This is a genomic window from Halanaerobaculum tunisiense (assembly GCF_054657635.1).
On sequence record NZ_BAAHYI010000008.1, the window covers coordinates 1 to 26,206 of the forward strand.

The 26,206-nt window shown below is 34.5% G+C and carries 26 protein-coding genes; 5 read left to right on the forward strand and 21 right to left on the reverse strand.

Annotation, left to right across the window (positions count from 1 at the left end; all coding sequences use genetic code 11):
* Window positions 1-70: 70 nt before the first annotated feature.
* Entirely contained in the window at window positions 71-706 is a 636-nt protein-coding gene (locus ACYQ3D_RS08115) for a lactate utilization protein (RefSeq protein ID WP_459837682.1), read from the reverse strand.
* An 85-nt stretch (window positions 707-791) separates the two neighbouring features.
* Window positions 792-1,502, reverse strand: a complete 711-nt coding sequence (locus ACYQ3D_RS08120; RefSeq protein ID WP_459837683.1) for a YetF domain-containing protein — start codon at window positions 1,500-1,502, stop codon at window positions 792-794.
* Window positions 1,503-1,647: 145 nt separating this feature from the next.
* Between ACYQ3D_RS08120 and ACYQ3D_RS08125 the strand changes: the two genes are divergently transcribed.
* Window positions 1,648-2,328, forward strand: coding sequence for a DUF421 domain-containing protein (locus ACYQ3D_RS08125; RefSeq protein WP_459837684.1), 681 nt, complete (start codon window positions 1,648-1,650; stop codon window positions 2,326-2,328).
* Between the two features lie 98 nt (window positions 2,329-2,426).
* Window positions 2,427-2,918, forward strand: a complete 492-nt coding sequence (locus ACYQ3D_RS08130) for a hypothetical protein (RefSeq protein ID WP_459837685.1) — start codon at window positions 2,427-2,429, stop codon at window positions 2,916-2,918.
* Between the two features lie 48 nt (window positions 2,919-2,966).
* Here ACYQ3D_RS08130 and ACYQ3D_RS08135 read toward each other — a convergent pair whose 3' ends face one another.
* The 7 genes from ACYQ3D_RS08135 to nadA all read right to left on the reverse strand — a co-directional run bounded on the left by ACYQ3D_RS08135 (window position 2,967) and on the right by nadA (window position 10,709).
* Complete coding sequence (locus ACYQ3D_RS08135) at window positions 2,967-4,028, reverse strand: D-alanyl-D-alanine carboxypeptidase family protein (RefSeq protein ID WP_459837687.1); 1,062 nt, start codon at window positions 4,026-4,028, stop codon at window positions 2,967-2,969.
* Between the two features lie 109 nt (window positions 4,029-4,137).
* Window positions 4,138-4,521: a YmaF family protein gene (locus ACYQ3D_RS08140; protein ID WP_459837689.1), complete on the reverse strand. Its 384-nt coding sequence runs from the start codon at window positions 4,519-4,521 to the stop codon at window positions 4,138-4,140.
* A gap of 349 nt (window positions 4,522-4,870) precedes the next feature.
* Entirely contained in the window at window positions 4,871-6,163 is a 1,293-nt protein-coding gene (locus ACYQ3D_RS08145; protein ID WP_459837690.1) for a glucose-1-phosphate adenylyltransferase, read from the reverse strand.
* A gap of 185 nt (window positions 6,164-6,348) precedes the next feature.
* Entirely contained in the window at window positions 6,349-7,359 is a 1,011-nt protein-coding gene (locus ACYQ3D_RS08150; protein ID WP_459837691.1) for a PTS sugar transporter subunit IIC, read from the reverse strand.
* Window position 7,360: 1 nt separating this feature from the next.
* On the reverse strand, window positions 7,361-8,203 hold the full coding sequence (nadC, locus tag ACYQ3D_RS08155; RefSeq protein WP_459837692.1) for a carboxylating nicotinate-nucleotide diphosphorylase: 843 nt from the start codon (window positions 8,201-8,203) through the stop codon (window positions 7,361-7,363).
* On the reverse strand, window positions 8,193-9,788 hold the full coding sequence (gene nadB, locus ACYQ3D_RS08160; RefSeq protein WP_459837694.1) for an L-aspartate oxidase: 1,596 nt from the start codon (window positions 9,786-9,788) through the stop codon (window positions 8,193-8,195). The genes nadC and nadB overlap by 11 nt, the downstream gene beginning before the upstream one ends.
* 12 nt (window positions 9,789-9,800) lie before the next feature.
* On the reverse strand, window positions 9,801-10,709 hold the full coding sequence (gene nadA / locus ACYQ3D_RS08165; protein ID WP_459837695.1) for a quinolinate synthase NadA: 909 nt from the start codon (window positions 10,707-10,709) through the stop codon (window positions 9,801-9,803).
* Between the two features lie 256 nt (window positions 10,710-10,965).
* On the opposite strand from nadA, the gene ACYQ3D_RS08170 reads away from it, so the two are divergent.
* Window positions 10,966-11,196: a cold-shock protein gene (locus ACYQ3D_RS08170; protein WP_459837697.1), complete on the forward strand. Its 231-nt coding sequence runs from the start codon at window positions 10,966-10,968 to the stop codon at window positions 11,194-11,196.
* 62 nt (window positions 11,197-11,258) lie between these two features.
* Here ACYQ3D_RS08170 and ACYQ3D_RS08175 read toward each other — a convergent pair whose 3' ends face one another.
* Together ACYQ3D_RS08175 and ACYQ3D_RS08180 are read right to left on the reverse strand one after the other, a co-directional pair.
* Complete coding sequence (locus tag ACYQ3D_RS08175) at window positions 11,259-12,599, reverse strand: circularly permuted type 2 ATP-grasp protein (protein WP_459837699.1); 1,341 nt, start codon at window positions 12,597-12,599, stop codon at window positions 11,259-11,261.
* Between the two features lie 13 nt (window positions 12,600-12,612).
* Window positions 12,613-13,908, reverse strand: a complete 1,296-nt coding sequence (locus tag ACYQ3D_RS08180; RefSeq protein WP_459837700.1) for a glutamate--cysteine ligase — start codon at window positions 13,906-13,908, stop codon at window positions 12,613-12,615.
* A 671-nt stretch (window positions 13,909-14,579) separates the two neighbouring features.
* Here ACYQ3D_RS08180 and gloA point away from each other — a divergent pair.
* A complete protein-coding gene (gene gloA / locus ACYQ3D_RS08185) occupies window positions 14,580-14,969 on the forward strand; it encodes a lactoylglutathione lyase (RefSeq protein WP_459837702.1) in 390 nt (129 codons plus the stop codon).
* A gap of 37 nt (window positions 14,970-15,006) precedes the next feature.
* Here gloA and ACYQ3D_RS08190 read toward each other — a convergent pair whose 3' ends face one another.
* Window positions 15,007-15,681, reverse strand: coding sequence for a transglycosylase SLT domain-containing protein (locus ACYQ3D_RS08190; protein WP_459837704.1), 675 nt, complete (start codon window positions 15,679-15,681; stop codon window positions 15,007-15,009).
* A gap of 361 nt (window positions 15,682-16,042) precedes the next feature.
* Here ACYQ3D_RS08190 and ACYQ3D_RS08195 point away from each other — a divergent pair, with 361 nt between their 5' ends.
* The gene (locus tag ACYQ3D_RS08195) at window positions 16,043-16,246 is read left to right on the forward strand and encodes a DUF378 domain-containing protein (protein WP_459837706.1); all 204 of its coding nucleotides are present in this window, start codon (window positions 16,043-16,045) and stop codon (window positions 16,244-16,246) included.
* 113 nt (window positions 16,247-16,359) lie between these two features.
* Here ACYQ3D_RS08195 and ACYQ3D_RS08200 read toward each other — a convergent pair whose 3' ends face one another.
* The 9 genes from ACYQ3D_RS08200 to aroH form a co-directional block, all read right to left on the reverse strand.
* Window positions 16,360-16,947, reverse strand: coding sequence for a lysophospholipid acyltransferase family protein (locus tag ACYQ3D_RS08200; RefSeq protein ID WP_459837708.1), 588 nt, complete (start codon window positions 16,945-16,947; stop codon window positions 16,360-16,362).
* Between the two features lie 3 nt (window positions 16,948-16,950).
* On the reverse strand, window positions 16,951-17,619 hold the full coding sequence (gene cmk, locus ACYQ3D_RS08205; RefSeq protein WP_459837709.1) for a (d)CMP kinase: 669 nt from the start codon (window positions 17,617-17,619) through the stop codon (window positions 16,951-16,953).
* A 119-nt stretch (window positions 17,620-17,738) separates the two neighbouring features.
* The gene (locus ACYQ3D_RS08210; RefSeq protein ID WP_459837710.1) at window positions 17,739-18,575 is read right to left on the reverse strand and encodes a sigma-70 family RNA polymerase sigma factor; all 837 of its coding nucleotides are present in this window, start codon (window positions 18,573-18,575) and stop codon (window positions 17,739-17,741) included.
* A 135-nt stretch (window positions 18,576-18,710) separates the two neighbouring features.
* Window positions 18,711-20,627 carry an SLC13 family permease gene (locus ACYQ3D_RS08215; RefSeq protein WP_459837711.1) on the reverse strand — a complete coding sequence of 639 codons (1,917 nt, stop codon included), beginning with the start codon at window positions 20,625-20,627 and terminating at the stop codon, window positions 18,711-18,713.
* A 224-nt stretch (window positions 20,628-20,851) separates the two neighbouring features.
* Window positions 20,852-22,138: a 3-phosphoshikimate 1-carboxyvinyltransferase gene (gene aroA, locus ACYQ3D_RS08220; protein WP_459837713.1), complete on the reverse strand. Its 1,287-nt coding sequence runs from the start codon at window positions 22,136-22,138 to the stop codon at window positions 20,852-20,854.
* A 247-nt stretch (window positions 22,139-22,385) separates the two neighbouring features.
* The gene (locus ACYQ3D_RS08225) at window positions 22,386-23,468 is read right to left on the reverse strand and encodes a prephenate dehydrogenase/arogenate dehydrogenase family protein (protein WP_459837715.1); all 1,083 of its coding nucleotides are present in this window, start codon (window positions 23,466-23,468) and stop codon (window positions 22,386-22,388) included.
* A 215-nt stretch (window positions 23,469-23,683) separates the two neighbouring features.
* Window positions 23,684-24,700: a 3-deoxy-7-phosphoheptulonate synthase gene (gene aroF, locus ACYQ3D_RS08230; RefSeq protein WP_459837716.1), complete on the reverse strand. Its 1,017-nt coding sequence runs from the start codon at window positions 24,698-24,700 to the stop codon at window positions 23,684-23,686.
* Between the two features lie 30 nt (window positions 24,701-24,730).
* On the reverse strand, window positions 24,731-25,828 hold the full coding sequence (gene hisC / locus ACYQ3D_RS08235) for a histidinol-phosphate transaminase (RefSeq protein ID WP_459837718.1): 1,098 nt from the start codon (window positions 25,826-25,828) through the stop codon (window positions 24,731-24,733).
* Window positions 25,829-26,203: a chorismate mutase gene (aroH, locus tag ACYQ3D_RS08240; RefSeq protein WP_459837719.1), complete on the reverse strand. Its 375-nt coding sequence runs from the start codon at window positions 26,201-26,203 to the stop codon at window positions 25,829-25,831.
* Between the last annotated feature and the right edge of the window lie 3 nt (window positions 26,204-26,206).

A 26,206-nucleotide genomic window follows, 5' to 3' on the forward strand; every position in this document is an offset into this window, starting at 1 on the left:
AGGGCCAACGCCCTAAAGACGTTAGCCTATTCTAAAATCTTGTTATATTTATACAAATAATTACTTATATTTAATAGCCTAATTCTTCTCCTACTAAGACTACTTTAATTCTACCTTCTGAACGAGATAATCTAGTTATTACCGTCTGACTACAAATGCTATCTTCTGCCTTACAATTAGCACACTGACCCGTCTGAGCACAAGGTGTCTCCATATCTAAGCGTTGAGTATTTATTGGAGCAGCGTGATTTCTAACTCGCTGCCGAGCACTTGCTTCATCAACTGTTAATTTATTCATTCCAGCTACTATAATTACATGCTGTGGACCATAGATTAAAGCTGCTACTCGATTACCATTACCATCAACATTAACTAATTTCCCCTTCTGAGTAATAGCATTAGTACTCATCAAATAATAATCACAATTTAAAGCCTGATGATAAATTTTATCCTTTTCCGCTTCATTAGCAGCCTCCGCCCGATCATATACAGTATAATCCTCTTCATGTACTTTCTCTTTAATTCCTAATTGATTTAATGTCTTAGAACCACCCCAGGAAACACTCTGCCCCTTAGGCAATAAAGATAATACTTGCTCTAAAGCTTCTTCTGCAGTAGCACAATAATATCCTTCCATATTTCTACTTTCTAATTCTTTAATCACTTCTTCTACTTGTGTCTTATAATACTCTTGTTTAGCTTCCATACTAGCCCCTCCTTATTTATAAACTTAGTATCATTATAAAAAGAAGCTAGTGCAATTGTCAATTCTAATCAACTAAAAACTAACATTAATCCTCCACTTGTTGAGTATAATTAGCCTCTTCATCTTTTAAATCCAAATACAAAGATCCATCTGTATTTAAACTTGCTAGCATAACTTTTGAAATATCATCTACCCCTTGTTGGTTTAATGTACTATATAACCAATTAAAATCAAGATTATTCTGTCTTAAATTTTGTTCTAAAACTTCCCCATCCTTAATTATCTCTGTCGGTAACCCTTGATACTGAGTATCCAAATCCAAATCTTTAGGAGTAACTGGGTTATAAGAACTTTTCTTTAAGACACTCAATTTCCCATTGGATTCTAAAACAGCAAATTCCACCTGATTAATATTAAAAACCCCTTTTTGTCGTAACTGCATCTCTAAAGCATCTAATGTATAACGAGATTTAAACATATTTTCTTCAAGAATTTTACCATTTTGAATAATCACTACTGGTTCCCCTTTAAATATTTTTCTGATCCTTAAACTTTTAACTGTTAAATAACCTAAACCTAACGAACATAAAGCTAATACAATTGGACTTAATAATACAGCAGCACCTTCAGCTTCATTAACAACATATGCACCAGCAATCGTTCCAATAGTTACCCCAGTTACAAAATCATAAAAAGTAAGCTGGGCCAACAACTTTCTACCTATTACTCTAGTTAAAACCACTAACATTATAAAAATTAATATAGTTGTCCAGATTGCTTCAATATATTCCTGCATCTAACCCCTCCCTCCTCTACAATTATCTCTTTATTATTTTACCTTGTCACATGATTAGATATAAATATAACTAAATGTTTTTGCTATACAATCCTAATATTAAATTTAATTTAGTAAAAGATATATGAAGGGAGGCTCAAAAATTATGCCTGGGATAGGTAGTATCACTTTGGAGATAACAATTGGATTTATAGCACTATTTACAATTACTAAGTTTATTGGCAAAAGACAGATTACACCACTTACTCCTTTTGACTTTATATCTGCTATTGTACTTGGAGAACTCTTAGGAAATGCTATTTACGATCCAGAAACTGGAGTTGGTTATATTTTATATGCTCTATCTCTTTGGGGGTTATTAATGTTTTTAATCCATCTACTGGAACGAAAATTTATTCGAATCAGAAAGATTATAGCTGATTCTCCGGCAGTTATAATTCGGAATGGCCAAATTGATTACCAGGAGTTAAAAAACAATAAAATGACAATTACCCAACTACGCTCCTTACTACGCGAAAAAGATGTCTTCTCTCTTAGAGAAGTAGAATACGCCATTTTAGAACCTAACGGAGAAATAACTGTTCTCAATAAGTATGAACACGGGTCACCGAGCCGACAAGATTTGGATTTACCACAACAAGAAGTTGATATCCCAATTACTCTTATCACCGATGGCCAAGTCTTATGGCAAAATCTCAAATATCATAATTTAGATCGAGACTGGTTAGAACAAAAACTATTAGATCATCAAATTCATAAATTCGAAGACGTACTCTACGCAGAATGGTCCACAATAGAAGGGATCCATATCCAAACCTTCCAATAAAAAATAAACCATATTTTTCTAACAGGGAATGTAACACTAAACTAGAATAAATATAATAGCACATCTAATAAATATACAAACAAAAGGAGTCAAAACTAATGAAAAAACTAGTAACTATTTATTCTATAATTACAATTTTAGTTTTATTTACCGGAACTTCATTAGCCTCTACTAGTCCTCAAGTTCTAACTAATCACGGAGTAGTAACGGGCATGATTATCAGTGATAACGGAGTAACATTAGAAGGAAAATACGGTCTAACACCAAAGACAGCTTTAATAGGTAAGATAGGAGGACCATTTACTAGAATTGGAGGCAAGTATCAAATTGATTCTAATTTTGCTTTGGTAGCCGGAATTACTGATGATAGTCCTTTTTTAGGTATCAATGGAGCTAGAATAATTGATAATGAGCTAACTGGAATTTATGAATTTGATTTATCAACTGCTAGAGAGGATCTAGTAGTTCATTATGACCTAGGAATTAAGCTCAATTTAGATAACCAAGTTGATTTAAGAGCTGGACTTAAGGGAATGATTGGTGATCAATACTCTCCTGGCTTAAAAATTGGAGCAGGTTATAAATTCTAATTTTTCAAAAAGTAAAGGAGTCTATTGGCTAGACTCCTTTTTTACTAATTAAGCCTTATCTAAATATTCTTCTAAGGTTATATTCTGCTTTGCAATTTCTGAGGCTATATCTTCTCCCACATAACGAATATGCCAAGGTTCATATTGATACCCAGTAATCTCCTTTTTTCCTTTTGAGTACCGAATAATAAATCCGAATTGAGGAGCATTCTCTCGTAACCAGCTTCCTTCTTTTGTAGCACCAAACTCTTGAGTTAAGCGAAAATTAACTTGAGGACTACTTACATCCATTGCCAAACCAGTTTGATGTTCACTCTCTCCTGGTTTAGCACTGAATCGATTAGCAACTTCTAAACCACGTTCCATAGCTTTAGCACCAAATATTGCTTCTTGCCGGTCATAGGACCTATAACCAGAAATTGCATATAAATCTATATTTTCCTGATTCGCTCTCGTAAATAATCTTTCAAGAGCAGTTGCTGCTTCTTCCCGCATTAATTTCTTTTGCTGAAACTCTTCAAAGGGAAAAGAAACACCTGGTACTACGAGATTTTGGGGAACATAATCTGCTGGAAGACTATAATTTTTATTTACAAGTACTAAAATATCGCTAGGGTTTACTACTTCAATATGATCAGTCAATAAAGCTCGATATAAATAATCTCTTGTTTTTGGCCCATATATGCCATCATTAGCTAATTCTTTATATTGCTTTTGAAAATTTAAAATTGTTCTTCTGGTTGTTTCTCCATATTCTCCATCTTCAGCCAATAAATAGCCTAAAGTATTTAGCCCTTTTTGTATTTGTCTTACATCTTTTCCGCTATCACTAGTAGTATATATATTATTAGGTAATTGATTAACAAGGTTTATTAGCTTTTGGTTTGGAATATATAGTTTCTGTCCAATATTAATTATATTACTTTCCAGTCTATTATATAACTTTAATTGATCAACTGTTATATTATATTTGTTTGCAATTTCAAATAATGTATCTCCTGCCCTAACAATATAAATTCCCTCTTGTTTTTCAGGAATTTTTAGTTTTTGCCCCGGGTAAATTAGATTACTGTCTAAGTTATTAATTGATTTTAAACGAGCAACAGTCACTCTAAACTTATTTGCAATTTTATATAGTGTATCCCCAGATTTTACTATATATTCTTTATCTTCTTCAATAATACCCCTCCTTTAATCATAAAATACCATTTCAATCTACCTATTCAGAAATAGGCCGCGAAGTGGAAGTTTCATACTCATGCTGATGTCGATCATTATAACTAGTAGTACCTTCCATCTCATGGGTATGGCCATAGCTAGTGCGGATTGCTGGCCCAGTACTCCCTTCCATAATATGCTGATGAGCATCATTCATAGTAGTAACTGTGCTATAATTATGATAGTGGGTATTATTATTATAAATAGGTGGACTAGTAGTATCTCGGTAGTCATGACGATGCCTATCATCATAAGAAGTAGTGCCTTGATAATCATGAACGTGTCTATTTCTCTCACCTGGATTTCTCGGACAACCTGGATACCTAGGATCTCTATAGCGATCTCTTTGTCTATCTCTACCTTCATCAGGTTGATAGTTTCCCATAATCTTCCTCCTTTCTTGTTCACTATATATTATGATAATATCTATCATATGTTACTAATTATCTTCCTTCTCCAAACAAAAAAAGCTAGAGGTTAATCCCCCCAGCCCTTTAACGATAAATCTTTCTTCGTTAGCTTTTTCAATCATTGACCTATCCAAAAAACAAAAAAGCTAGAGAAAACTCTATTATAAATTAGAGATATTAGCTATACTTAATAGCCACTTTCTAACTATAATAGAACCCTCTCTAGCTAATGCCTAATCTAATTAGTAACACGCTAGATCGAATTCAATATTAATTTCTACTAATAGTATATCAAAATTTCAAATATTTTTTTAATAAAATGATTTATTCTGCCTTATCTAGCAAATAAAGTTCTTCGTTTGTTTCTGGTTTAACAGTACTACCACTAGGAATAACTTGATCAGTAAAATCACTGTGATCCACAAAAGATAGAATTCTACAATCACGACCTATTTGAGTATTAGCAGGAATTTGAGCTCCTTTTGCTAGCACTGTCAAGCCACAATTTAACAGTTCAGGCCGTTCTTGGTTAGGAGTTAGATCATTACCAAATCCTATATGACAATTATCACCAACAACGACATTTTTATCAATGATTGCTTGTGAAACTATAGAATCCTGTTTAATTACAGTATCATTAAAGATAATTGAATCTCTAACCACTGCTCCTTCTTCAATAAATACCCCGGGCGAAATCACAGAATTTTTAACTTCACCATTAATTATTGAACCATTAGCAACAATACTCTGTTCTGCTTTACCTTGAGCTCCAAACTTAACCGGAGGTTTTTCTTCACTTCTAGTATGAATCTTCCAGTTTTTGTCGTATAAATTAAACTCAGGCATTGGGCCAGTCAAAGCTAAATTTGTCTCCCAAAAACATTTCAAAGTACCTACATCCTTCCAGTAACCATCAAATTCATAAGCAAAAACTTGGTTGTTATCTATCATAGGCGGAATAATATCGTGACCAAAATCCGAGTTCTCCTGCGTACAACAGTCATGTAAAATACTGATTAAAGCATCTGTATTAAACACATAAATCCCCATAGAAGCTAAATTACTTGCTGGTTCGGCTGGTTTTTCTGCAAAATCTAAAATTTCCTGTTGGTCATTACACTCCAAGATCCCAAATCTACTTGCTTCTTCCTCTGGTACTCTCTGAGCAGCAATCGTTAATTCAGCGTTATTCTGTTGGTGATACTGTACCATATCCTGATAATTCATTTTATAAACATGATCTCCAGATAAGACAACTACATAATCCGGATTATTCTGTTTGATATAATCAATATTCTGGTAAACTGCATGAGCTGTACCCTGATACCAATTACCATTGTTATTTCGGCCTTTATAAGGTTGTAATAAATTAATCCCGCCTAACTTCCGATCTAAGTCCCAAGGCTTACCAATCCCAATATGTTCATGTAAAGATAGAGGTAGATACTGAGTCAAAACTCCTACATTATAGATGCCTGAATTAACACAATTACTTAAAGCAAAATCTATTAACCTAAACTTCCCTCCAAATGGTACCCCTGGCTTGGCCCGATGATTTGATAAAATATCTAATCTAGTTCCTCGTCCCCCAGCTAGAACTAAAGCTAATGTTTTCATTCTTTCACTCCTTTTTTAATAAATTTAATCCACAACTAGTATTTGTATTTAGAAAAAACTTATACAAGATTATTTAATTAATAACGTAAAGCTAAATAAGACAAATACTAATTTCCAATACTAAAAAGGGAGCATGCTTTTAGCAGGCTCCCTTTAAATAAAAACTATTAATAACAAATTTTTAATTATAATTCTAACTCTAAATCATGACTTCTAATCCAACCTTGCTTTCGCATTATTCCAGCAATAACTAAAGTTAATATCGTTGGTAAAATAAAATGGAGTAAAATAATCGGGCCAACTGCCTCCAGCCCCATCACTTCAATAGTGCCAAATTGGCCTACTAAACCTGCAGTACCCATTCCTGAACCAATAGGAATATTTTTTAAAGGAATAATAGTAGTAGCTATAGGACCTATAATAGCTCCACTTAAAGTCGGTGGTAGCCAAATATAAGGATTCCTGACTATATTAGGCATCTGTAGCATAGAAGTTCCTAAGCCTTGACTTACTAATCCTCCCCAACCATTTTCCTGATAACTCATTACAGCAAAACCAATCATCTGAGCACTACATCCTACGGTAGCTGCTCCAGCAGCTAAACCACTTAAATTGAGCATTAAACCAATTGCTGCACTACTGATTGGTAAAGTCAAAGACATCCCCATTAGTGTAGAAACAATAATCCCCATTGGAATTGGCTGTAATTTGGTAGCTGTCATAATTAAGTATCCTAGGTTAGTCATTAATTGATCAATTTGGGGGCCAACAAACTTAGCCGTTAAGAGTCCACTAATAATCACTAGACTAGGCGTTAGTACAATATCTAATTTAGTTTCTTTAGAAATTAATTTCCCTACTTCTGCTCCAATTACTGCTGCTAAAAAGGCACCAACTGGACCACCTAACTGAGCTCCAGCTCCTCCTGTAACTACAGAAGTAAAGATAACTAAAGGAGGAGCTTCTAGACCATACGCAACTGCTACTCCAATAGCTGGCCCCATCATATCTCTAGCTGTCTTACTAAAATCAACTAATAAAGGCAAAGATAATCTTTGCCCTACTACTTTTAAAATCAAACCTACTATTAAAGAAGCAAATAAACCACGAGCCATAGCTCCTAAAGCTTGAATTCCGTATCTTTCTAAAGACAACTCAATATTTTTTTCTTTTAGAAATGATTTAACTTGTTTCATCTTAATCCTCCTTTAAACCCAAGCTAATATCCAAAGAATTAATAGTATGAGTTAAAGCTCCAATTGAAATTACATCTATTCCTGTCTTAGCTACTTTAGTAATCTGATCAGCAGTAATACCACCTGAAGCTTCCACAATTGCTTGGTTATCAATAACATCTACCGCCTGAGACATAAGATCAGGTGTCATATTATCCAACATAATAATATCCACTCCAACTGCTAATGCTTCTTTAACTTGCTCTAAGGCCTCTGCTTCCACCTCAACTTTTACTGTATGAGGTAAATTTACTTTAGCTTTCTTTACTGCTTGAATAATACCTCCAGCAGCTTGAATATGATTATCTTTAATCATCACTGCATCATATAAACCAAAACGATGATTAAAGCCACCTCCAACTCTAACAGCATACTTGTCTAATATTCTTAAGTTTGGTGTAGTCTTTCTAGTATCAACCACTCGAACATTATAATTTGCTACTAACTCTTGATATTTAGCTGTTTTAGTAGCTATACCCGACATTCGTTGTAAAAAGTTAAGGGCCAACCGTTCTCCAGTTAGAATAGGAGCGACCCTACCACTTACTTTAGCAATAGCTGTTCTACTTTCAACTTGCTGACCATCTGTAACTAATGGTTCAAAATTTATATTATCATCTAAACGCTCAAATACTAATTGAGCTACTTCTAAACCAGCAATTACTCCTTCTTCCTTAGCTAAAATAGTACCTTGGCCCTCCTTATCTGCATCTATTATACTACTAGTAGTTAAATCACCAGTCCCTATATCCTCAACCAATGCATCATCAATTATCTGCAAAACTTTATGTTGCTTAAAATTCAAGACCTAACTCCTCCCATTCTTCTTCTTGAAAAACAATATGTTTCTTCCATTGGGGTTTACTATAGGGAATACCTTTTCTATAATGTGCCCCTCGACTTTCCTCTCTTAATAAAGCACTCTTGACTACTAAATAAGCTACTAATAACAAGTTTTGTACTTCCCATCTATCTGGTACAGAAAAATTATATCTTAAATTAGTTAACAATTCTTTTAAACTATCTAATGCTTCTTCTAAATCAGATTTATTACGCACTATTCCCACTCTATCAACCATAATATTATGGAGTTGAGATTTAACTTTAGCTAATGGCTTTGACTTATTAATCTGTTGATTACTTGAAATATCCACCTCAAGATCTCTAGTTGGTGATTTATCAGCTGCCTTAGCCACTCTAGCACCATAAACTAGTCCTTCTAATAAAGAATTACTAGCCAATCTATTAGCTCCATGAACTCCTACACAAGCTGTCTCACCACAAGCATAAAGTCTATCTAAATTAGTCTCACCAACTTGATTAGTCTTAATCCCCCCCATTAAATAATGAGCAGCTGGGGCAACTGGAATATAATCAGTAGTTATATCAATTCCTGCTTCTAAGCAAGTCTGATAAATAGTGGGAAACCTTTCTTGGACAAAATTAGCTTCTAAATCAGTTGCATCCAAATAAACATAATCCATATCTGCCCCTTGCATCTGTCGATAAATAGCTCGCGCTACAATATCTCGAGGAGCCAAGTCAGCTAATTTATGTTCCTGTGACATAAAGCGTTCTCCAGCCTGATTTCTTAAAACAGCTCCTTCCCCTCTCATAGCCTCTGAAATTAAGAAATTAGGTCCATTAGGTAACTGTAAAGTAGTTGGGTGAAATTGAATAAATTCTAGATCCATTACCTCAACTCCAGCCCGATAAGCCATAGCTACTCCATCTCCTGTTACAACATCAGAATTAGAAGTTACAGGATATAATTGCCCAGCTCCGCCAGTAGCTAAAATAACAGCTTGACCTAAATAAGCTACCAATCCTTCTTGCGAATTATAGGTTAAGACCCCACAACATTCTCCATCCTTAGTCAGTAAATCTATAACAAATCTATTTTGTAAATCTATATTCTCTACTGCTAAAACTTGATTGGTTAAGAAACTTCTCAATTCACTCCCAGTAGCATCTCCGCCAGCATGTAAGACTCTAGAACAGCTATGTCCCCCTTCTTTAGTTAAAGCCAATTCTTTATTGACTTGATCAAATCTCATTCCTAAATCTATTAATTTTTCTATTTGTTCCTTACCTTCTGTTACTAATTCTTTTACTGCTTGCGGATTACATAATCCAGCTCCAGCCTGTAGAGTATCCGTAACATGTGATGTGACTGTATCATCTTTAGCAATTGCTGCTGCAACTCCACCCTGAGCTTGCTCTGTATTACATTCACTTAGTTCTCCTTTAGTTAATAAAGTAACATTATTGGATTCAGATAATTTTAGAGCACTAACCAAACCAGCAACTCCAGTTCCTATTACTATATAATCATTCTTTACCTGTTTAACATTTGCCAAATCAAAATTCACTAAGTAACGTGAAATCATACTACCCCTCCACTAATTACTAAACTCTAACATTTTATCTAAAGAATCTTTAGCTTGAACTCTAGTTTCTTGGTCAACAGTTACTTGATATTGCATTTCTTCTAAAACTGAAGCTATATCTTCTAAAGAAGTCATCTTCATATTTTGACAAACCAAACTTTGGCTTAATAAATAAAAATCTTGAGTTGGATTTTCCTCTTCTAAACCATATAAAATTCCCATTTCAGTTCCAATAATAATCTTCTCTTCCTCAGACCTTTGAGCAAAATCTAAAATTTGTGCTGTACTACCAACATAATCAGCCAATTCTACCACTTCTGGTCTGCACTCAGGATGAACTATAACTGAAGAGTCAGGATAAGCGCTTCTAACTGCTTCTACATCTGTAACCTGAACTCGATGATGTGTCCGACAATATCCATCCCATAAAATAATTTCTTTATCAGTTCTAGCATCTACATACTGACCTAAGTTTTGGTCAGGTACAAATAAAATTCGGTCATTCTCAAGTTCCTCTACAATATTTAAGGCATTAGAAGAAGTACAACAAATATCACTTTCTGCTTTTACTGCTGCTAAAGAATTTGCATAACATACAACAGTTGCATCAGGATACTCCTCTTTCTTCTTTCTTAATCCTTCAACAGTAATCATATCTGCCATTGGACAACCAGCATTTCTGGCTGGTAATAATATTGTCTTTTCCGGAGATAATATTGCAGCACTTTCCGCCATAAAATCCACCCCAGCAAAAACAATAACCTCAGCTTCAGCTGTAGCTGCTTTACGACTTAATCCTAAAGAATCCCCAGTATAATCTGCTATAGCTTGTACTTCATCTATTTGATAATTATGAGCTAAAATAATCGCATTTCTTTCTTCTTTTAAATAATTTATCTTATCTTTTAAATTTTTATTCATATTTTGCCTCCTTAATATAGTTAGCTTCTTTCACATTTTACAATTATATTTATGCAATGTCAAGTGTCTTTACACTTGTTATCTCAGTTTTTAATTTGGTATTATTTTTAAATTAGTTTAATATTTTATTAGTTTATAGTCATAAGTGACCATATCTAAATTGTACATCTGCTCTTTTCTTAAATCTTATTTACTTATTTATCCAGACATAACCACCTACTAATCAGGGAAAATTAATTGCTAAAGGAGGCTAAATATGCACTATGGTAGAGTAACCAACTTTGACCCTAACCAAGGGCAAGGAGAAATTGCCCTGGATGATCAACAACAAGTAATAGTAGATGCTACAGAAGTCTTACCTCAGGAAGGAGAAGCCTACTCGAGTATCAGTCCTAATTATAATCAACTCCCACAAGGAGCTGAAGTAGCCTTTGAGCTAGAAGAAGAACAAGAAGGATTGAAAGCTAAAAATGTAGTTAAATTATAAGAACCTCCCGTAAGGGAGGCTTTTTCTTGCTATCTATTTGCAGTTAGATGAAAATAAGTGACTCATTCATTCTTTACTTCAGCATCATCAACCACTAGATTAGGCAAGGTTACACAACCAGTAGCACTAGCAATTACATTTTCCTGACCAGCTCGGGTATAAATCCCCTGAAAACTTTGATTATAAGCAAATAAGCCTAAAGTATACTTGTAAGGTTTAATCTCTACTTGACCTTCTTTAAAAGTAGCCAGATCTATTTCAGGTAAAGGACAAAATTCCTGGATTAAGTAATCCTCTTGTTCAATAGCAAATACTTTATCCTCCCAAGTGGACTGACTTACATCTGCTCCAATAACTACTCCTTGAGAACCATAGCTATCATGAGGTTTTAGTACTAATTCCTTCTGGTTATTGACTATATACTCCAGTTGTTCTTGGTCACTAGGGTCAACAGTAGCAGTATACGGGATATATTGCTTAACAAATTGCTGTTCCCTAGCAGATAAGAAAGAAACTTGTTCCTGATCATGTAAAATAGAAAATAAAACTTTATTATGAATAATCTGCGACCGAAAAGGGCCAACTACACAAACATCATGATTCTTATAAGCAGCTAAAAAATCAGAAATTTGCTCATAATAATCCATTAGATCAGTAGTTACAGCACGCCGATAAATCAAATCAATTCTAAAGTCTTCCGCATACAGATTCCCATTCTTATATTCCACTTCTCTAGGATCGACTATTCTAGCTTCTAAACCTCTTGTTGCTAACTCTTCTTTAAAAAAATTGAACTCACTACGCATACCACAGCCAGCAAAATCCAGAATTGCTACTTGCGGATTTATAGCTCCATCACTAAATTCTTGATAATTTTCTAGTAACGTATCTACCCAACTATCTAATAATTCACAGTAAGTAAAATCATAATCAGCTTGTAGCTCAGTTACCACCTGGGACTGAGTGAGAAAATACTCTTCTAAGGTATTAGTCTTAACCATTCCTGAGGATCCATCAGCATTTAACTCACAAAACTTAAAATCTTCTGATCCATAATAAAAGATATCCAGTCTTTCCATAGGCAGATTACAACTATAACCAGGGTCCACTAAAATTAGCTCTTCTAATTGACGGCTAAAACCAAAAGCAGCCCGAAACTCCTGATCTGTTAAATACTGAGTAACTACTTTATCTAAAATACCATTAAAAGTAGCTACTAAGTTCTGAAACTCGTTTATTTCCTGCTGACTAAAAAATAATGGTTGGTATAAAAAAGGAATCACTTGTCCTTGGTAATAGGCATAAGAATCCTCTAATTTAGTATGTAACTTTTGGTAGTCCTGATAGTACTTCTTCTCAGCTTGCTGAAGAATACTATGGTATTTACTGCTAACTTGTACCATCTACTCTCCCTCCTTAATAGTCGACTTTATCATTAATAATCACGTCTTTAATTACTTCCTCTTTAGAATGATGTTCTAATCGCTCTTTTAACTTACCAGCATAAGTTCTTTCTTCCTCTACTAACTCTAACAAAGGAGTTAAATAATCCACTTCTTGTTTATCCAATCCAGCTTGGGCCAACTTAATCACTTCTTGAGCCACCTCTAAAATAGATTGCTTACCTAATTGAGCCTCTAATCCCTCTTGAATAATATCTTCTTTGGCTGTTAAAACATCTACCAGTGAAAATTGATCAACCAGATCAGTTACCTGTTGGAGGCTAGTCTGATCATAAAATAATCCTTTCCAAAAAGCTACTAGAGCAAAACTAAGCTTAGGTGGTAAAGAATCAGCCATTCTGACTTCAATAAATTGTTTGGCCCGCACATCAGGAAAAACCATAGTCAGAATATGTTCTAATTGCTGCTGGTTTAACTCTTGGTTAGCAAAAATCTCCCGGTTAGTTTGATCACCTGTTGCTTGATAACTAGCTCCTTGTTTAATCAAAATAGGCTCTCTAGTTAAGATATATTCAGCATACTTACGATAATTAAAATCGGATACTAGACTTTTATTAACTATACCTGTTCTAGTCTGATCAGTATTATTCCAAATTAACGTTCGTAAAGCCTGTCTTTCATAAATTTCTCCTTCAAATATAGGTGCATTATCCACTAAGATCCCTAATACTGGAGATAAAACACTTGCTACTTTAAACTTTTTAACAAAATCAGCTTCGCTTCTATAATCCAAAGCAATTTGAAAGGCAGCTGTGCCTTTCATCATATTATGAGCATAATCTCCTTTTTCTTGAAAATATTTAGACATAATCTTATAACGCCGTTTAGGATTCCAGGCAATATCAGCAATTTTACTCTCTGGTTGGTAACCTAAAGTCACTAAGTAATAATTATGCTCCTCCAAAATAGGAATTAAATCCTCTAAGAAATTAAAATAAACTTCCTCCAGTTGATTAATCTCTCCACAGGGATAAATCCCAATCTCTAATTGACCACCTGGTTCTAAAGTAATATCAGCCTGATTAGAATATAATTTAATTAAATGACCTGCTTCTTCTTCTCCTTGCCACCCCTTATCTTGTAAATTATATAGTAGATCCTCGATTCCATTTTCTTCTTGGTAGGTAATAGTTTCTAATGTATCCTGGGCCACTATAAAATGTTCAATCTCAATTCCTATCTTTTCTTCTTTTGTTTCTCCAGCCCTAAAATAATCTTCTAATTGATCTAATAATTCTATATATTCCACTTTCGTCACCTCAACTTATGTAATTGCAATTTTATAGTTTACTAAGCAAGAGTTTTCTCACTTTCGGAATTTTTTTAAACTCATCTACAGCTCACTGCTTAAAAATAAGGCTAACCTAATTTAATGCCCTGCAAATTAGGTAATTCAAACCTTATTTTTACTCCAGTTCGCTAAGATTCGTTACTAAAAAATTCAAATGTCGTTGTGAAACTCTTCCTTAGTAATGAAGAAAGATTGCTCTGGTTTAATTTAAATAGAACAATCAGTGCCCTATAGTTAAGATCAGCAAGTAATATATGAACTAAGACTAACTAAATATTATAGCAATTTTTTTACTGACAGAAAGCATTGATTGTTCTCCCTTGAAATCTTTTGGTAACTTTTATAGTTCAATAAAAGTTACTCGGGAAAAAGCTACTTTGTAGCTTTTCCGAACTAGGTGTTAAATTTTTATTGAACTTTTTTATTAAAAAGTGAAGCATTATATCAATAATGACTATATCTACTTAACCAAATAAATAGATCATGATTAGTGATTTTATTATATCATTCCCTAACTTAAGAATAAAGAAAAATATTTAGACATCTAATTATTTTCAATTAAAGATTGACAATTGAATAACTAACTACTACAATGTAAAATGTATACCATTCAGAAAGGAGAGATAATGATGAGCCAAGATTACAATGTAGTTCATGCTTGTATTAGAGTGCTAGATTTAGAAGAATCTATTGAATTTTACGAAACTGCACTTAATTTTGAAGTAGACCGCAGAAGAGATTTTCCTGAAGATGAATTTACACTAGTTTATATGACTAACCAAACAGGTGATTTTGAACTAGAACTTACATACAACTATGATCGCCAAGAACCTTATACAATCGGTAATGGTTTTAGCCATTTTGCTGTTACAGTAGAAGATCTAAAAGATTCTTATAATCGCCACCAAGAATTAGGTTATGAGTTAAGCGATATCAAAAGCATAGATGAAGAAGCAAGTGGAGGTTATTACTTCTTAACTGATCCTGATGGCTATAGAACAGAAATCATCAAAAAGTAAACTATTATTAAGCCTACCTAGACAGGTAGGCTTAATTTTATTTATATTGTTTATTAAACTTATATAAAAAATAATCACTTGCTGTTCCTCCATATTTACTAATTCGTTTCTGATAATATTGATATCTTCCTAATACTTTAAACAAATAATTATTATAAAATTGATTTCCCTCTTCTATCTTAGCTCCATTAAGGCCTTGATTATAAGAAGTAATTACTGTATGTAAATCATTCCCGTATTCTTGTTGGGCCAATCCTAAATAATAGACAGCAAATCTAATCCCTAAGTCAGTAGCATCTAAAACTCGCCATTTTGTATAGTTAACCCCTAATCTATTAGCTATCCACTTAGCAGTTTTAACTTTCATACTAGAGACGCCAATACTGGCTCCATTATCATAGTCAGCCCGAGAAACAAAATTAGTCTCTGTTTCTAAAATAGCTGTCACTAATAAAGGATCCATTTCAACTCCTAATTCTCGAGAATAATAATCCGACCACTTAATAATGGATTGAGCGTAATTTTCCACTCGAGACTTCTTCAATTCTAAACTAGTATTATAAGCCACACTATGAATGTATTTAATTCTATAGGCAATATAATTCTCCACTATTTTATGATCATAAGCCTCTGGATTATAGTCCTCTGCTAATACATTACCACTACAAATAATAAGTACTATCAAAATCACTAACATTAATCGATACTTCATAATTAACCTCCTTAATAAAACAATAATAATTATTAATTAGCTCCACTCTTAATATAAGTAATTACCAATCATTTTTCAAGCTAAAACCGGAAATCAAATTCATAAGCTATAATCAGCGATTAATTAAGACCTAAGAATAGTTATTTACTAATAATACCTCCTCACCTATAAGTAAACTACTAAATCATTAAATCTACTAGTTACAATAAGGAGTATATTAAGTTTAGATGTAAAATATTACTATTGATACCAATAATATAAAAGAAATTAACAGATTAAACGTACCTTATCTACATATTAAACTCCTGTTTTTAAGATACTATAAAAGAAACTAATATGAATCATAAAGGAGTGAAAATTCATGGATAGGTTAGCATTAATCCTAGTTATAGTTGGAGCTCTCAATTGGGGCTCAATCGGATTATTTGGTTTTGACCTAGTTGCCACTTTATTTGGAGGGGGGGAACAACTAGCTCCCTTTAGCAGATTAATTTATTCTTTAGTTGGATTAGCAGGATTATATTCTATTAGTTTCTTATTCCGAGAAAGAGAACAAGTGGAATAATAACTAAAAGGCCTTCTAAAGAAGGCCTTTTATCTATAAGTGGGGTTCTAAATAATTACTAAGAATAACTATCTGTCACCAAATAAATCAAGAGAGTCTCTAGGGACTCTCTTTTACTCCACTAACTCTGCAATTTTATTCATAATTTTCTTTCCCGCTTGTCTCATTTCTTCCTTAGATAATTTACGATTATAATAGTTTGCTAAATCAAAAGACGGGCCAATATTCACTTTAACATCTCTGTCAAAAGGATTACTAGTCCCTAGCAGTCCTACTGGTGTAATTGGTACTTGTGATTTAGTGGCTAACATTACTATTCCTAATTTAGCCTGCTTTAACTTAGCCTCTCTATTGCGCGTTCCTTCCGGAAATAAGGCTAATACCTTATCCTCTTTAAGAATCTGCAATCCTTTCTTGAGGGCTGATTTCCCTACTCCACCTCTTTTAACCGGAAAAGCCCCATAATGGCGTAACACCTTATCTGCTACAGGATTAGAAAATAACTGTTGTTTAGCCATATAATGGACCTTACGGTCTAGAGCCGCTCCTAAAATAGGTGGATCAAAATTACTAACATGATTAGCTACTACAATAGTTGGCCCCGACTGAGGTAGATTATCTCTACCAGTTACTTGCCAATTAAATCCTAGTTTAAAAAAAACTCTAAATAATTTATGAGTAATATTATAGGTGATGTCCACTACTTATGCCTCCTGACAAAGAGAAATTATTTTATTAACTACTTGATCTATAGTTAGATTAGTAGTATCAATTTTAATAGCATCTTGGGCCTGTTTTAACGGGCTAACCTCACGATTACGATCTAATTTATCACGTCTAATAATTTCTTGTTTTAATTGAGAAAAACTAACATCCTGTCTATTAGAATTCAATTGTTCATATCTTCTTTTAGTTCTTTCCTCTACCGAAGCAGTCAAAAAGACTTTCACTTCTGCTTTAGGCACTACAACAGTCCCTATATCTCGACCATCCATTACTACTCCCGACTGACTAGCTATCTTACGTTGAGTTGTAACTAACTCCTCTCTAACTCCTCCTACTTGAGACACTAAAGATACATGATTACTAACTTGACTACTTCTAATCTCTTCTGTAACATCTATCCCATCTAATAAAACTCTATCTTGGCCCTCTTGTTTTTGAAACCTGATTTTTACTTGCTGGGCTAAAGAAACTAAACTTGTTTCTGATTCAAGATCAATATCTGCTTGAAGCGCCTTATAAGTAATAGCCCGATACATAGCTCCAGTATCCACATAAATATACCCTAATCTAGTAGCCACTTCTTTAGCTACTGTACTCTTTCCTGCTCCGGCTGGTCCATCAATTGCTACTGTTAATTCCTTATCCATGACTATCAAACTCCTTTTTTATTTACCACTAACTTATAGAATGTTTTTTATCATATCTATTATAGCAAGCACTTATATTATTTGCAACTTGAAAAATATAATAAACAATAGAGGATTTATTAGGAAGAAAGATATCCTTTTAATTTTTTACTTCGTTTAGGGTGGCGTAATCTTTGTAAGGCTTTCTTTTCTATCTGTCTGATTCTTTCTCGGGATAGATCATAATCTTGGCCAATTTCACGTAAAGTACGTGGTCTACCATCTAATAAGCCAAATCTTAACTGGAGAATTCTTTTTTCTCTCTCATCTAAAGTATCTAGTACCCCTTCTAATTCCTGCTTTAACATATCTTTATCAGCTAGCTCATCAGGTGAGGCTATATTGGGATCTTCAATTACTTCTCCTAAATAGCAATCATTATCTTCTCCTACAGGAGTATCTAAAGAAATAGGATCCTGGATTAACTTTTGGATCTTCTTCACTTTATCCTCTTCCACTCCCATTTCAGCAGCTAATTCTTCTAAAGTAGGTTCCCGATTTAAATCACCAGCTAATCTATTGAAAATCTTAACATACTTATTTATCGATTCCCAAATATGAGCCGGCACCCTAATTGTTCTTGATTTATCAGCCAAAGCTCTATTAATCCGTTGTTTGATCCACCAAGTAGCATAAGTACTAAAGCGAAATCCCCGCTCATGATCAAACTTTTGGATTGCTTTCATCAAACCTAGATTTCCTTCCTGGATCAAATCCAAAAAATCCAGCCCCTGACCAACATATTTCTTAGCAATACTGACTACTAGCCTTAAATTAGCCTCAATTAATTCTTGTTCTGCCTCTTTATCTCCAGCATCTATCCTTTTAGCTAACTCCTTTTCTTCTTCCGATGTCAATAATTCATGGGCCGATTGATTAAGATATAATTTAATCCCATCATTAATTGTTGATCCCATTTTAATCCCCCTTTGTAGGCACTGTCTACTAATTATTTTATTCGCCACCAGGAAAAACTTTACTTATATTGATTACTTCTAACAAAAAAATATTTCTCCTGCAAAATATTCATTTTTACTAACTAAAAATGGTTTTTATAAGCCCCAGAAAAAAGCAATACAAAGAGGAGTTAAAATAGCTAATAACAACTGTAAAGGAGCTCCTACAATCATAAAGTCTCTGAACCGATAACCGCCAGGGCCATAGACCATTAGATTAGTCTGATAGCCTATAGGAGTTAAAAAAGCTGTACTAGCCGCAAAAGTTACAGCCAAAATAAAAGAGAAAGGTTGGGCTCCTAATTGGTGAGCTGCATCTACTGCTACTGGAATCATTAAGACTACACTAGCATTATTACTAATAATATTAGTCAAAATAGCAGTCACAAGATAAAAAAGACCTAAGATTACTATAGGAGGCAAAAAGCCAGTTAACTCTAGCAGTTGACTAGCAATAAATTGGGCAGTACCAGTCTCTTCTAGGGCAATTCCTAAAGGGATTAAACCAGCTAACAAAAAGATAACCTCCCAATTTATGGCCTGATACATATTACTAGGTTCTATACAACCAGTAGCCACCATTGCCAACACGCCTCCAAGAGCAGAAATTACAATCGGTACTATCTCTAGAGCAGCTAAAGCAATCACGCCAGTTACAATTCCTAAAGCAATAGGTATCTTAGAATACTGATAACTAGTATTCTCAAGCTCTCTAGTAATAATAAAACTGCGATTCTTTTGTAATCTATTAAAAGTTATCTCTGTAGTTAATAACAAAAGCACATCACCAGGATGGAGCATAATATCATCCATTCGCTTATGAGTTAACTCTTTCCCGCGCCGAATAGCTAATACAGAAGTATCATAACGATCGGAGAAATTAACTTCCTCTAAAGTCTGCCCAGCTAAATAAGAGTCATTAGCCACAACAACTTCCACTAACTTTTGGCCTTGTTGGGGCTCCTCTAACTCCTGATCTGTAACTTTAATCTCTGATAAATGTCGTAAACCTTCAATCTCAATCAGTTTAATTAGAGTCTGATGACCAGTTCGAATAATCAAGTGATCGCCTACCTGAAAGACCTTAGAAGCTAAAGGCTCCATAAACTCCTCTCCATTACGAATGATTTTAACTAAATTCAGATCCAGATCTACTTCATCTAATACTTCTACTACACTCCGCCCTGGTAAAGAAGAATTCTCTTCAATTATTACTTCAGTTAAAAAATCGCCCATTTCATATTCTTCCGTTAAATCTTCATTAGGATCAATTCTACTAGGAGTTAAATAGCGACCTAACGTAAGCAAGTATAAAATACCAATAATTAAAATTATAAATCCTAATTTAGTAAATTCAAACATAGAAAAGGGGTGCCCAATTAATCTAGCTGACAGATCACTGGCTAATAAATTAGTAGAAGTGCCAATTAAAGTCATCATGCCGCCGATCATTGAAGCATAAGATAAAGGAATTAATAATTTAGAAGGGGATACTTTAGTCTTCCTCGCTAAATCAGTTACCAGAGGAATAAAAGCAGCTACTACTGGAGTATTATTTATAATCCCCGCTACTACTCCTGATAATCCAGTAATCACTCCTAACTGCCGCATTTCATTAGCACCAGTTAACTGGGCAATTTTATCTCCCAAAATCTGCATTAAACCACTACGCCTAATACCTTCACTTAAAATAAACATAGCTAGGATAGTAATAGTAGCTTGATTAGAGAAACCAGCTAAAGCTTGACTGGTAGATACCTGAGTCCAGGAATTAAAACTTACTAATAACACCGGAATTGCTAAAGCTATAATATCAAGTCGCACTGGTTCCCATAAAAATAATATAACTGCTAAAATAACTAATCCAGTTACTACCAGCATCCCTAAATTGGAGGTGTAACTAACTTGTCCTCCATCATTTGTTACAGCCTTAGCTACCATTGGTTGTAAACAGCTACCAATAATTAAGATAATAATCAGACAGAAAATAGAGGTTAATTTAGTACGAATCATGTCTGACCAGTCCTTTCTATCTTAATTATAGATCCCAAAAAATTATAGAATATTATGGGGTATAATATCCCCATAATTTATATTATAATAACCTAAGCTTAGCTGTCAAACTAGGAAATCTCACTAGACTAGTCAATAACTTTAAAACATTAAGTTAACTGGTTCCCCACACTATATAACAACCTAAAATAATAAAATCTCTGGTATATACCAGAGATTAGTATTTATAAACTTTTTAATTGTTTAGCAAACTGAGGAAAAGAAATATCAATACATTCGGCATCTTGAATCGTAATCTGTTGGTCAGCAATTAAACCTGCTATAGCTAGAGACATAGCCACACGATGGTCATCATAGCTTAAACATTCCACCCCACCTGTAATCTCCTGCGGGCCAACTATCTCTAATCCATCTTCTCGTTCTGTAACTTCAACTCCTAATCTTCTTAATTCTGTTACCATAGCATCTATTCTATCAGTTTCTTTAACTCTTAACTCCTGAGCATCTTTAATTACTGTCTTACCTTCAGCTTGGGTAGCAGCTATAGCTAAAATAGGAATCTCATCAATTAATAGCGGAATTAAGTCACCATCAATTACTGTCCCTTCTAAATCACTTGTAGTAACTATAACATCAGCTATTGGTTCCCCATTAACTTCCCTTTCATTAACCAACTCTAAATTAGCCTTCATCTGTTCTAGAGCCTCTAATACGCCAGCTCGAGTAGGATTTAAACCTACATTTTTTAATTTTATCTCAGCATCAGCAGCAACTAAACCGGCTACCATAATAAAAGCAGCTGAAGAGATATCGCCTGGTACAATTACTTTGTTACCTGTTAACTTTGGTTGGCCTTTAACACTTGCCTCTAAACCATCTACTGTTACCTCAGCTCCAAAATAGTCTAACATTCTTTCTGTGTGATCTCTTGATTTAGCCGGTTCAACTACTTTAGTTTCACCTGCTGCATATAACCCAGCTAACAAAATAGAAGATTTAACTTGAGCACTAGCAACAGGAGACTGATACTCAATAGGCTTTAAATCCTGCCCTCCTACCACTGTAATTGGTAGTAAATTGGCTCCATCTCGACCTTGAAACTGACCCCCCATCTGGCCTACAGGATCTGTTACTCTAGCCATAGGTCTTTGCCTTAAGGAGTCATCTCCTGTTACCACTGAATAAAAATCTTGGCCCGCTAATAAACCTAGCATTAACCGAGTTGTAGTTCCTGAATTACCTAGATCAAGCACATTATCCGGTTCAGTTAACCCCTTAAGTCCTTGACCATAAATAGTCATCTTCTCTTCTCCTACACCTTCAATCTCCACTCCTAACTGTTGGAAAGCCCGAACTGTACTTAAACAGTCTTCTCCCGTTAGAAAGCCTTCAATTTCTGTTACACCTTCTGCTAATGAACCTAACATAACTGCTCGATGAGAAATTGATTTATCGCCTGGTACCTTAACTGTTCCTTGTAACTTAGATTTAGGTTCTACTGTTAAGTCCACTTTCTTTCCTCCTCATTTTCGGAATAATAATTGATATATTGTGTCACCAAAGGTGACACAGTCATGAGTCATGTGTCGTGAGCTGTGGGCTAAATCAAAATCTTCAAACTCAAAATCAAAACCACTATAACTTCTAAACTTTAGGGGTTGAATTAGATTTATGATTTTGACTTTGAATTGGCTCATGACTCATAACTCATAGCTCACGACTATTGATATAATGTGTCAATGACACATTATATCAATATTATTTCTTCACCACTTTATAATTATTTTGCTGTAATAATTTATAAGCTGTTTCTTGTTCCTGTTGTTGCTTAAAACTAAGTCTGATAGTTCCTCCGTCATCTCTAACCTTTAACACTTCAATATCTTGAATATTAATTTTGGCCTCACCTAATAAAGTAGCTACCTGACCAATAGCATTCGGCTTGTCCTCTAAAGTAAGAATCAATTCATAATTAGTTGGTAGTAACCCTTTCTTGTGCATTGGAATACTTTGTCTAGCTTCTTTAACTGCCGCTAATCTACTTTCCAACTCTGCTTCTGCCTCAGTAGCAATTAAATCCTGAAATTCCTTTACATTCTCTAAAAATACATCTATTGCCGCCAAAACCTCTTCTTGATTATGTAAAAAAATATCCTTCCACATCCTAGGAGCACCAGCAGCAATTCTAGTTGTATCCTTAAAACCGCCCCCAATTAAAGAAGTAAGCAATTCACTCTCTTGGGAATAATCTGTTATAGCCTCCATCAAACTCACAGCTACTAAATGAGGCAGATGACTAGTAACTCCTACAATCTGGTCGTGAACTTGTGGCTCTATAACTAAAGACTGGGCTCCTATTTTTTCTACTAAATTCTGTAATTTAGTTAAAGCCTGTTGATTAGTATTTTCTGTCTTAGTTAAAACATACATTGCATTTTCAAATAAATATTTGTCAGCTCCACTAGGGCCTGACAATTCAGAACCAGCCATAGGATGACCACCAATATAGGTAGGTAACATTGTTTCTAACTCTGTCACTAAACCTACTTTAGTACTACCTACATCAGTAACTATTGTTTCCTCGTTAAGATAAGGCTTTACTTCTAAAGCTAAATCTCTAACTAGCCCTACTGGAACAGCTAAAATCACCAAATCTGCTTGTTGTACTCCTGTTGCTAAATCTACCCTGTCATCAATTGCTCCAATATCTAGAGCTTGTTGTAAATGCTGAGGATTTGCATCAATCCCCAATACCTTATTAATGTCTGTGATTTCTTTGAAAGCTAAACCTAAAGAAGAGCCTATTAAGCCCACCCCTATAATGGCAACTTGTTGGATCATCTTCTCACCTCATTAACATTAAGTGTGAGGAACGTGTGTGAGTGTGAGCGAAATCAAAACCATATAAATTAAAAGTTTTGAAGTTACTCACATACAAGTCCTAACGTAATAAATTCACTGATTCCCCACACTCATACTTTATACACTCATAATTAAAACCTCACCTTTAAATCTTTTGTTACTAGTCACTGATCACTTGTTACTTATCACTGAATTTATAATTCCCGACCTACTGCTTCAGCAATTGGTCCCATTTCTGTTACTAACTGTCTGAATTTATCAGGTCGTAGCGATTGTGGTCCATCACATAATGCATTAGCTGGATCAGGATGAACTTCTGTCATTAACCCATCTGCACCAGCAGCTAAAGCTGCTTTAGCTAAGGGAGAAACATACTTCCAACTACCTGTTCCATGACTAGGATCAATTATAATTGGTAAGTGGCTCAACTCTCTAATAACAGGTATTACAGATAAATCAACTGTATTTCGTGTTTCATTAACAAAAGTTCTAATTCCTCGTTCACATAGAATCACATTATAATTTCCGCCAGCCATAATGTATTCAGCAGCCATTAATAATTCTTTATAAGTACCTGTCATAGCTCTCTTGAGTAAGACAGGCTGATCAGTCTTTCCTACTTCTCTTAGTAGTGGATAATTCTGCATATTACGCGCTCCAATCTGGAAGATATCTGCATACTGACCTACTAACTCCACTTCTCGCGTATCCATTACTTCCGTAACTACTTTTAATCCCGTCTCTTGAGCAGCCTCTGATAACATCTGTAATCCTTTTTCTTTTAAACCTTGGAAGCTATAAGGTGAAGTTCGGGGCTTAAAAGCTCCTCCTCTAAGGATTTTAGCTCCGCCTTCTTTAACCTGTCTAGCTGCTGTAAATAATTGCTCCTTACTCTCTACTGCACAAGGGCCAGCCATAATTGTAAAGTTATCGCCACCAACTTTAACCCCATCGACATCAATTACAGAAGGTTCAGACTTAAATTCTTTCCCCACTAATTTATAAGGCTTACTAATTTCAATTACATTATTAACTCCAGCAAAAGCACCAATTGAATTAAGCAGCACCTCTCTTCGACCATCACCAACTACACCTACAACTGTCTGGTATTGGCCCTTATCTGGATGTGCTTGAAAATCTTCCTCTTCTACCTTCTCAATTACCTGCTCAACTTCTTCTTCACTTGCCTTAGGTTCCATTACTACAATCATTATTAATTCCTCCCTACTCGAGTTATATTATTATAAACTTAACACTTCTTTTAAAGCCTCTATTAAAGCTTTATTCTCCTCAGGTAGACCAATAGTGACTCTAATCTTGGTCTGATAACCATAAGAAGATAAACTTCTGACAATCACTCCTCTTTGTAATAGTTCCTCAAATACTCGATCATTATCTTTAGCTACGTCTACTAAAATAAAATTAGTTTCAGTTGGCACATAATCCAAACCCAATTCTTCAAACTGGTGATATAAATATTCTTTTCCTTGTTGATTATAAGCTCTAGATCTGGCAACATGCCTTTGATCCTCTAAAGCTTCACTAGCTCCTATCTGAGCAATAGCATTGACATTAAAAGGCTGCCGAACTCGTTCTAAATAGGAAATTACTTCCTGACTGGCAATTCCATAACCTATTCTCAATCCTGATAAACCATAAATCTTAGAAAAAGTTCTCAGAATCAACAGATTATCATAATCAGCTAAATAGTTTATTGTTGTAGGATACTGCTCACTAGTAACATATTCCTGATATGCTTCATCAAATACAACTAGTACATCTTCAGGAACTTGCTCTAAAAAGTCAACAACTTCCTGGTGGGGAACTATTGTACCTGTTGGATTATTAGGATTACAGATAAAGACAATCTTAGTCTTCTCTGTAATAGCGGCCAACATAGCCTCTAAATCATGAGTATAGTCTGTCAGCGGAACTGTAACTACTTCTGCTCCCATTAAATTAGTAGTAAATTCATACTCCCCAAAAGTAGTTTCAGCCATCACTATTTCATCATCAGGCTTGATAAAACTCTGCCCTAAATAAGTTAATAACTCATCTGAACCATTCCCAAAGATTAAATTTTCCCCTGCTACTCCTAGTTGACTACTTAATTTTTGCCTTAAACTATGCAGATTGCTATCAGGATAAATATGTACTTCTTCTAGAGCCTGTTGCATCTGATCAATAGCCTGGGGCGAAGCACCTAATGGATTCTCATTAGAAGCTAACTTAATAACTTCTTCTAACCCTAGCTCTCTTTTTACTTCCTCAATTGGCTTACCAGGTACATATGGTTTAATATTCATAATCGCCTGGCGAACTAAACTTTGATCAACCATCTATACTCCTCCTTTCTCAGCTAAATCTGGTCTTAAACTCTTAGCTTTTCTTAAATAAATATGATTTACTTCAGTTATAGATTGATCAGTATTATAATGAATCAATACTCTAATACATTTAGCTAAAGCCCCTTCTACTTCCAATTCCTGAGTACAAAACAAAGGAATTTGAGACCAGCCTAATTCTCGAGCAGCTTTAGCTGGAAAAGCTTGGTCTAAATCTGAAGTCATAGAAAAAAAGACTGATGCAATATTATCTTCTTTTATATTATTAACTGCAATTAATTCCTGTAATAATTCTTCAGTAGCTGATAAAATCTCCTGACTACTATTCTTCTCAACTGTGATTGCACCTCTAATACCTCTCACCTTCATCCT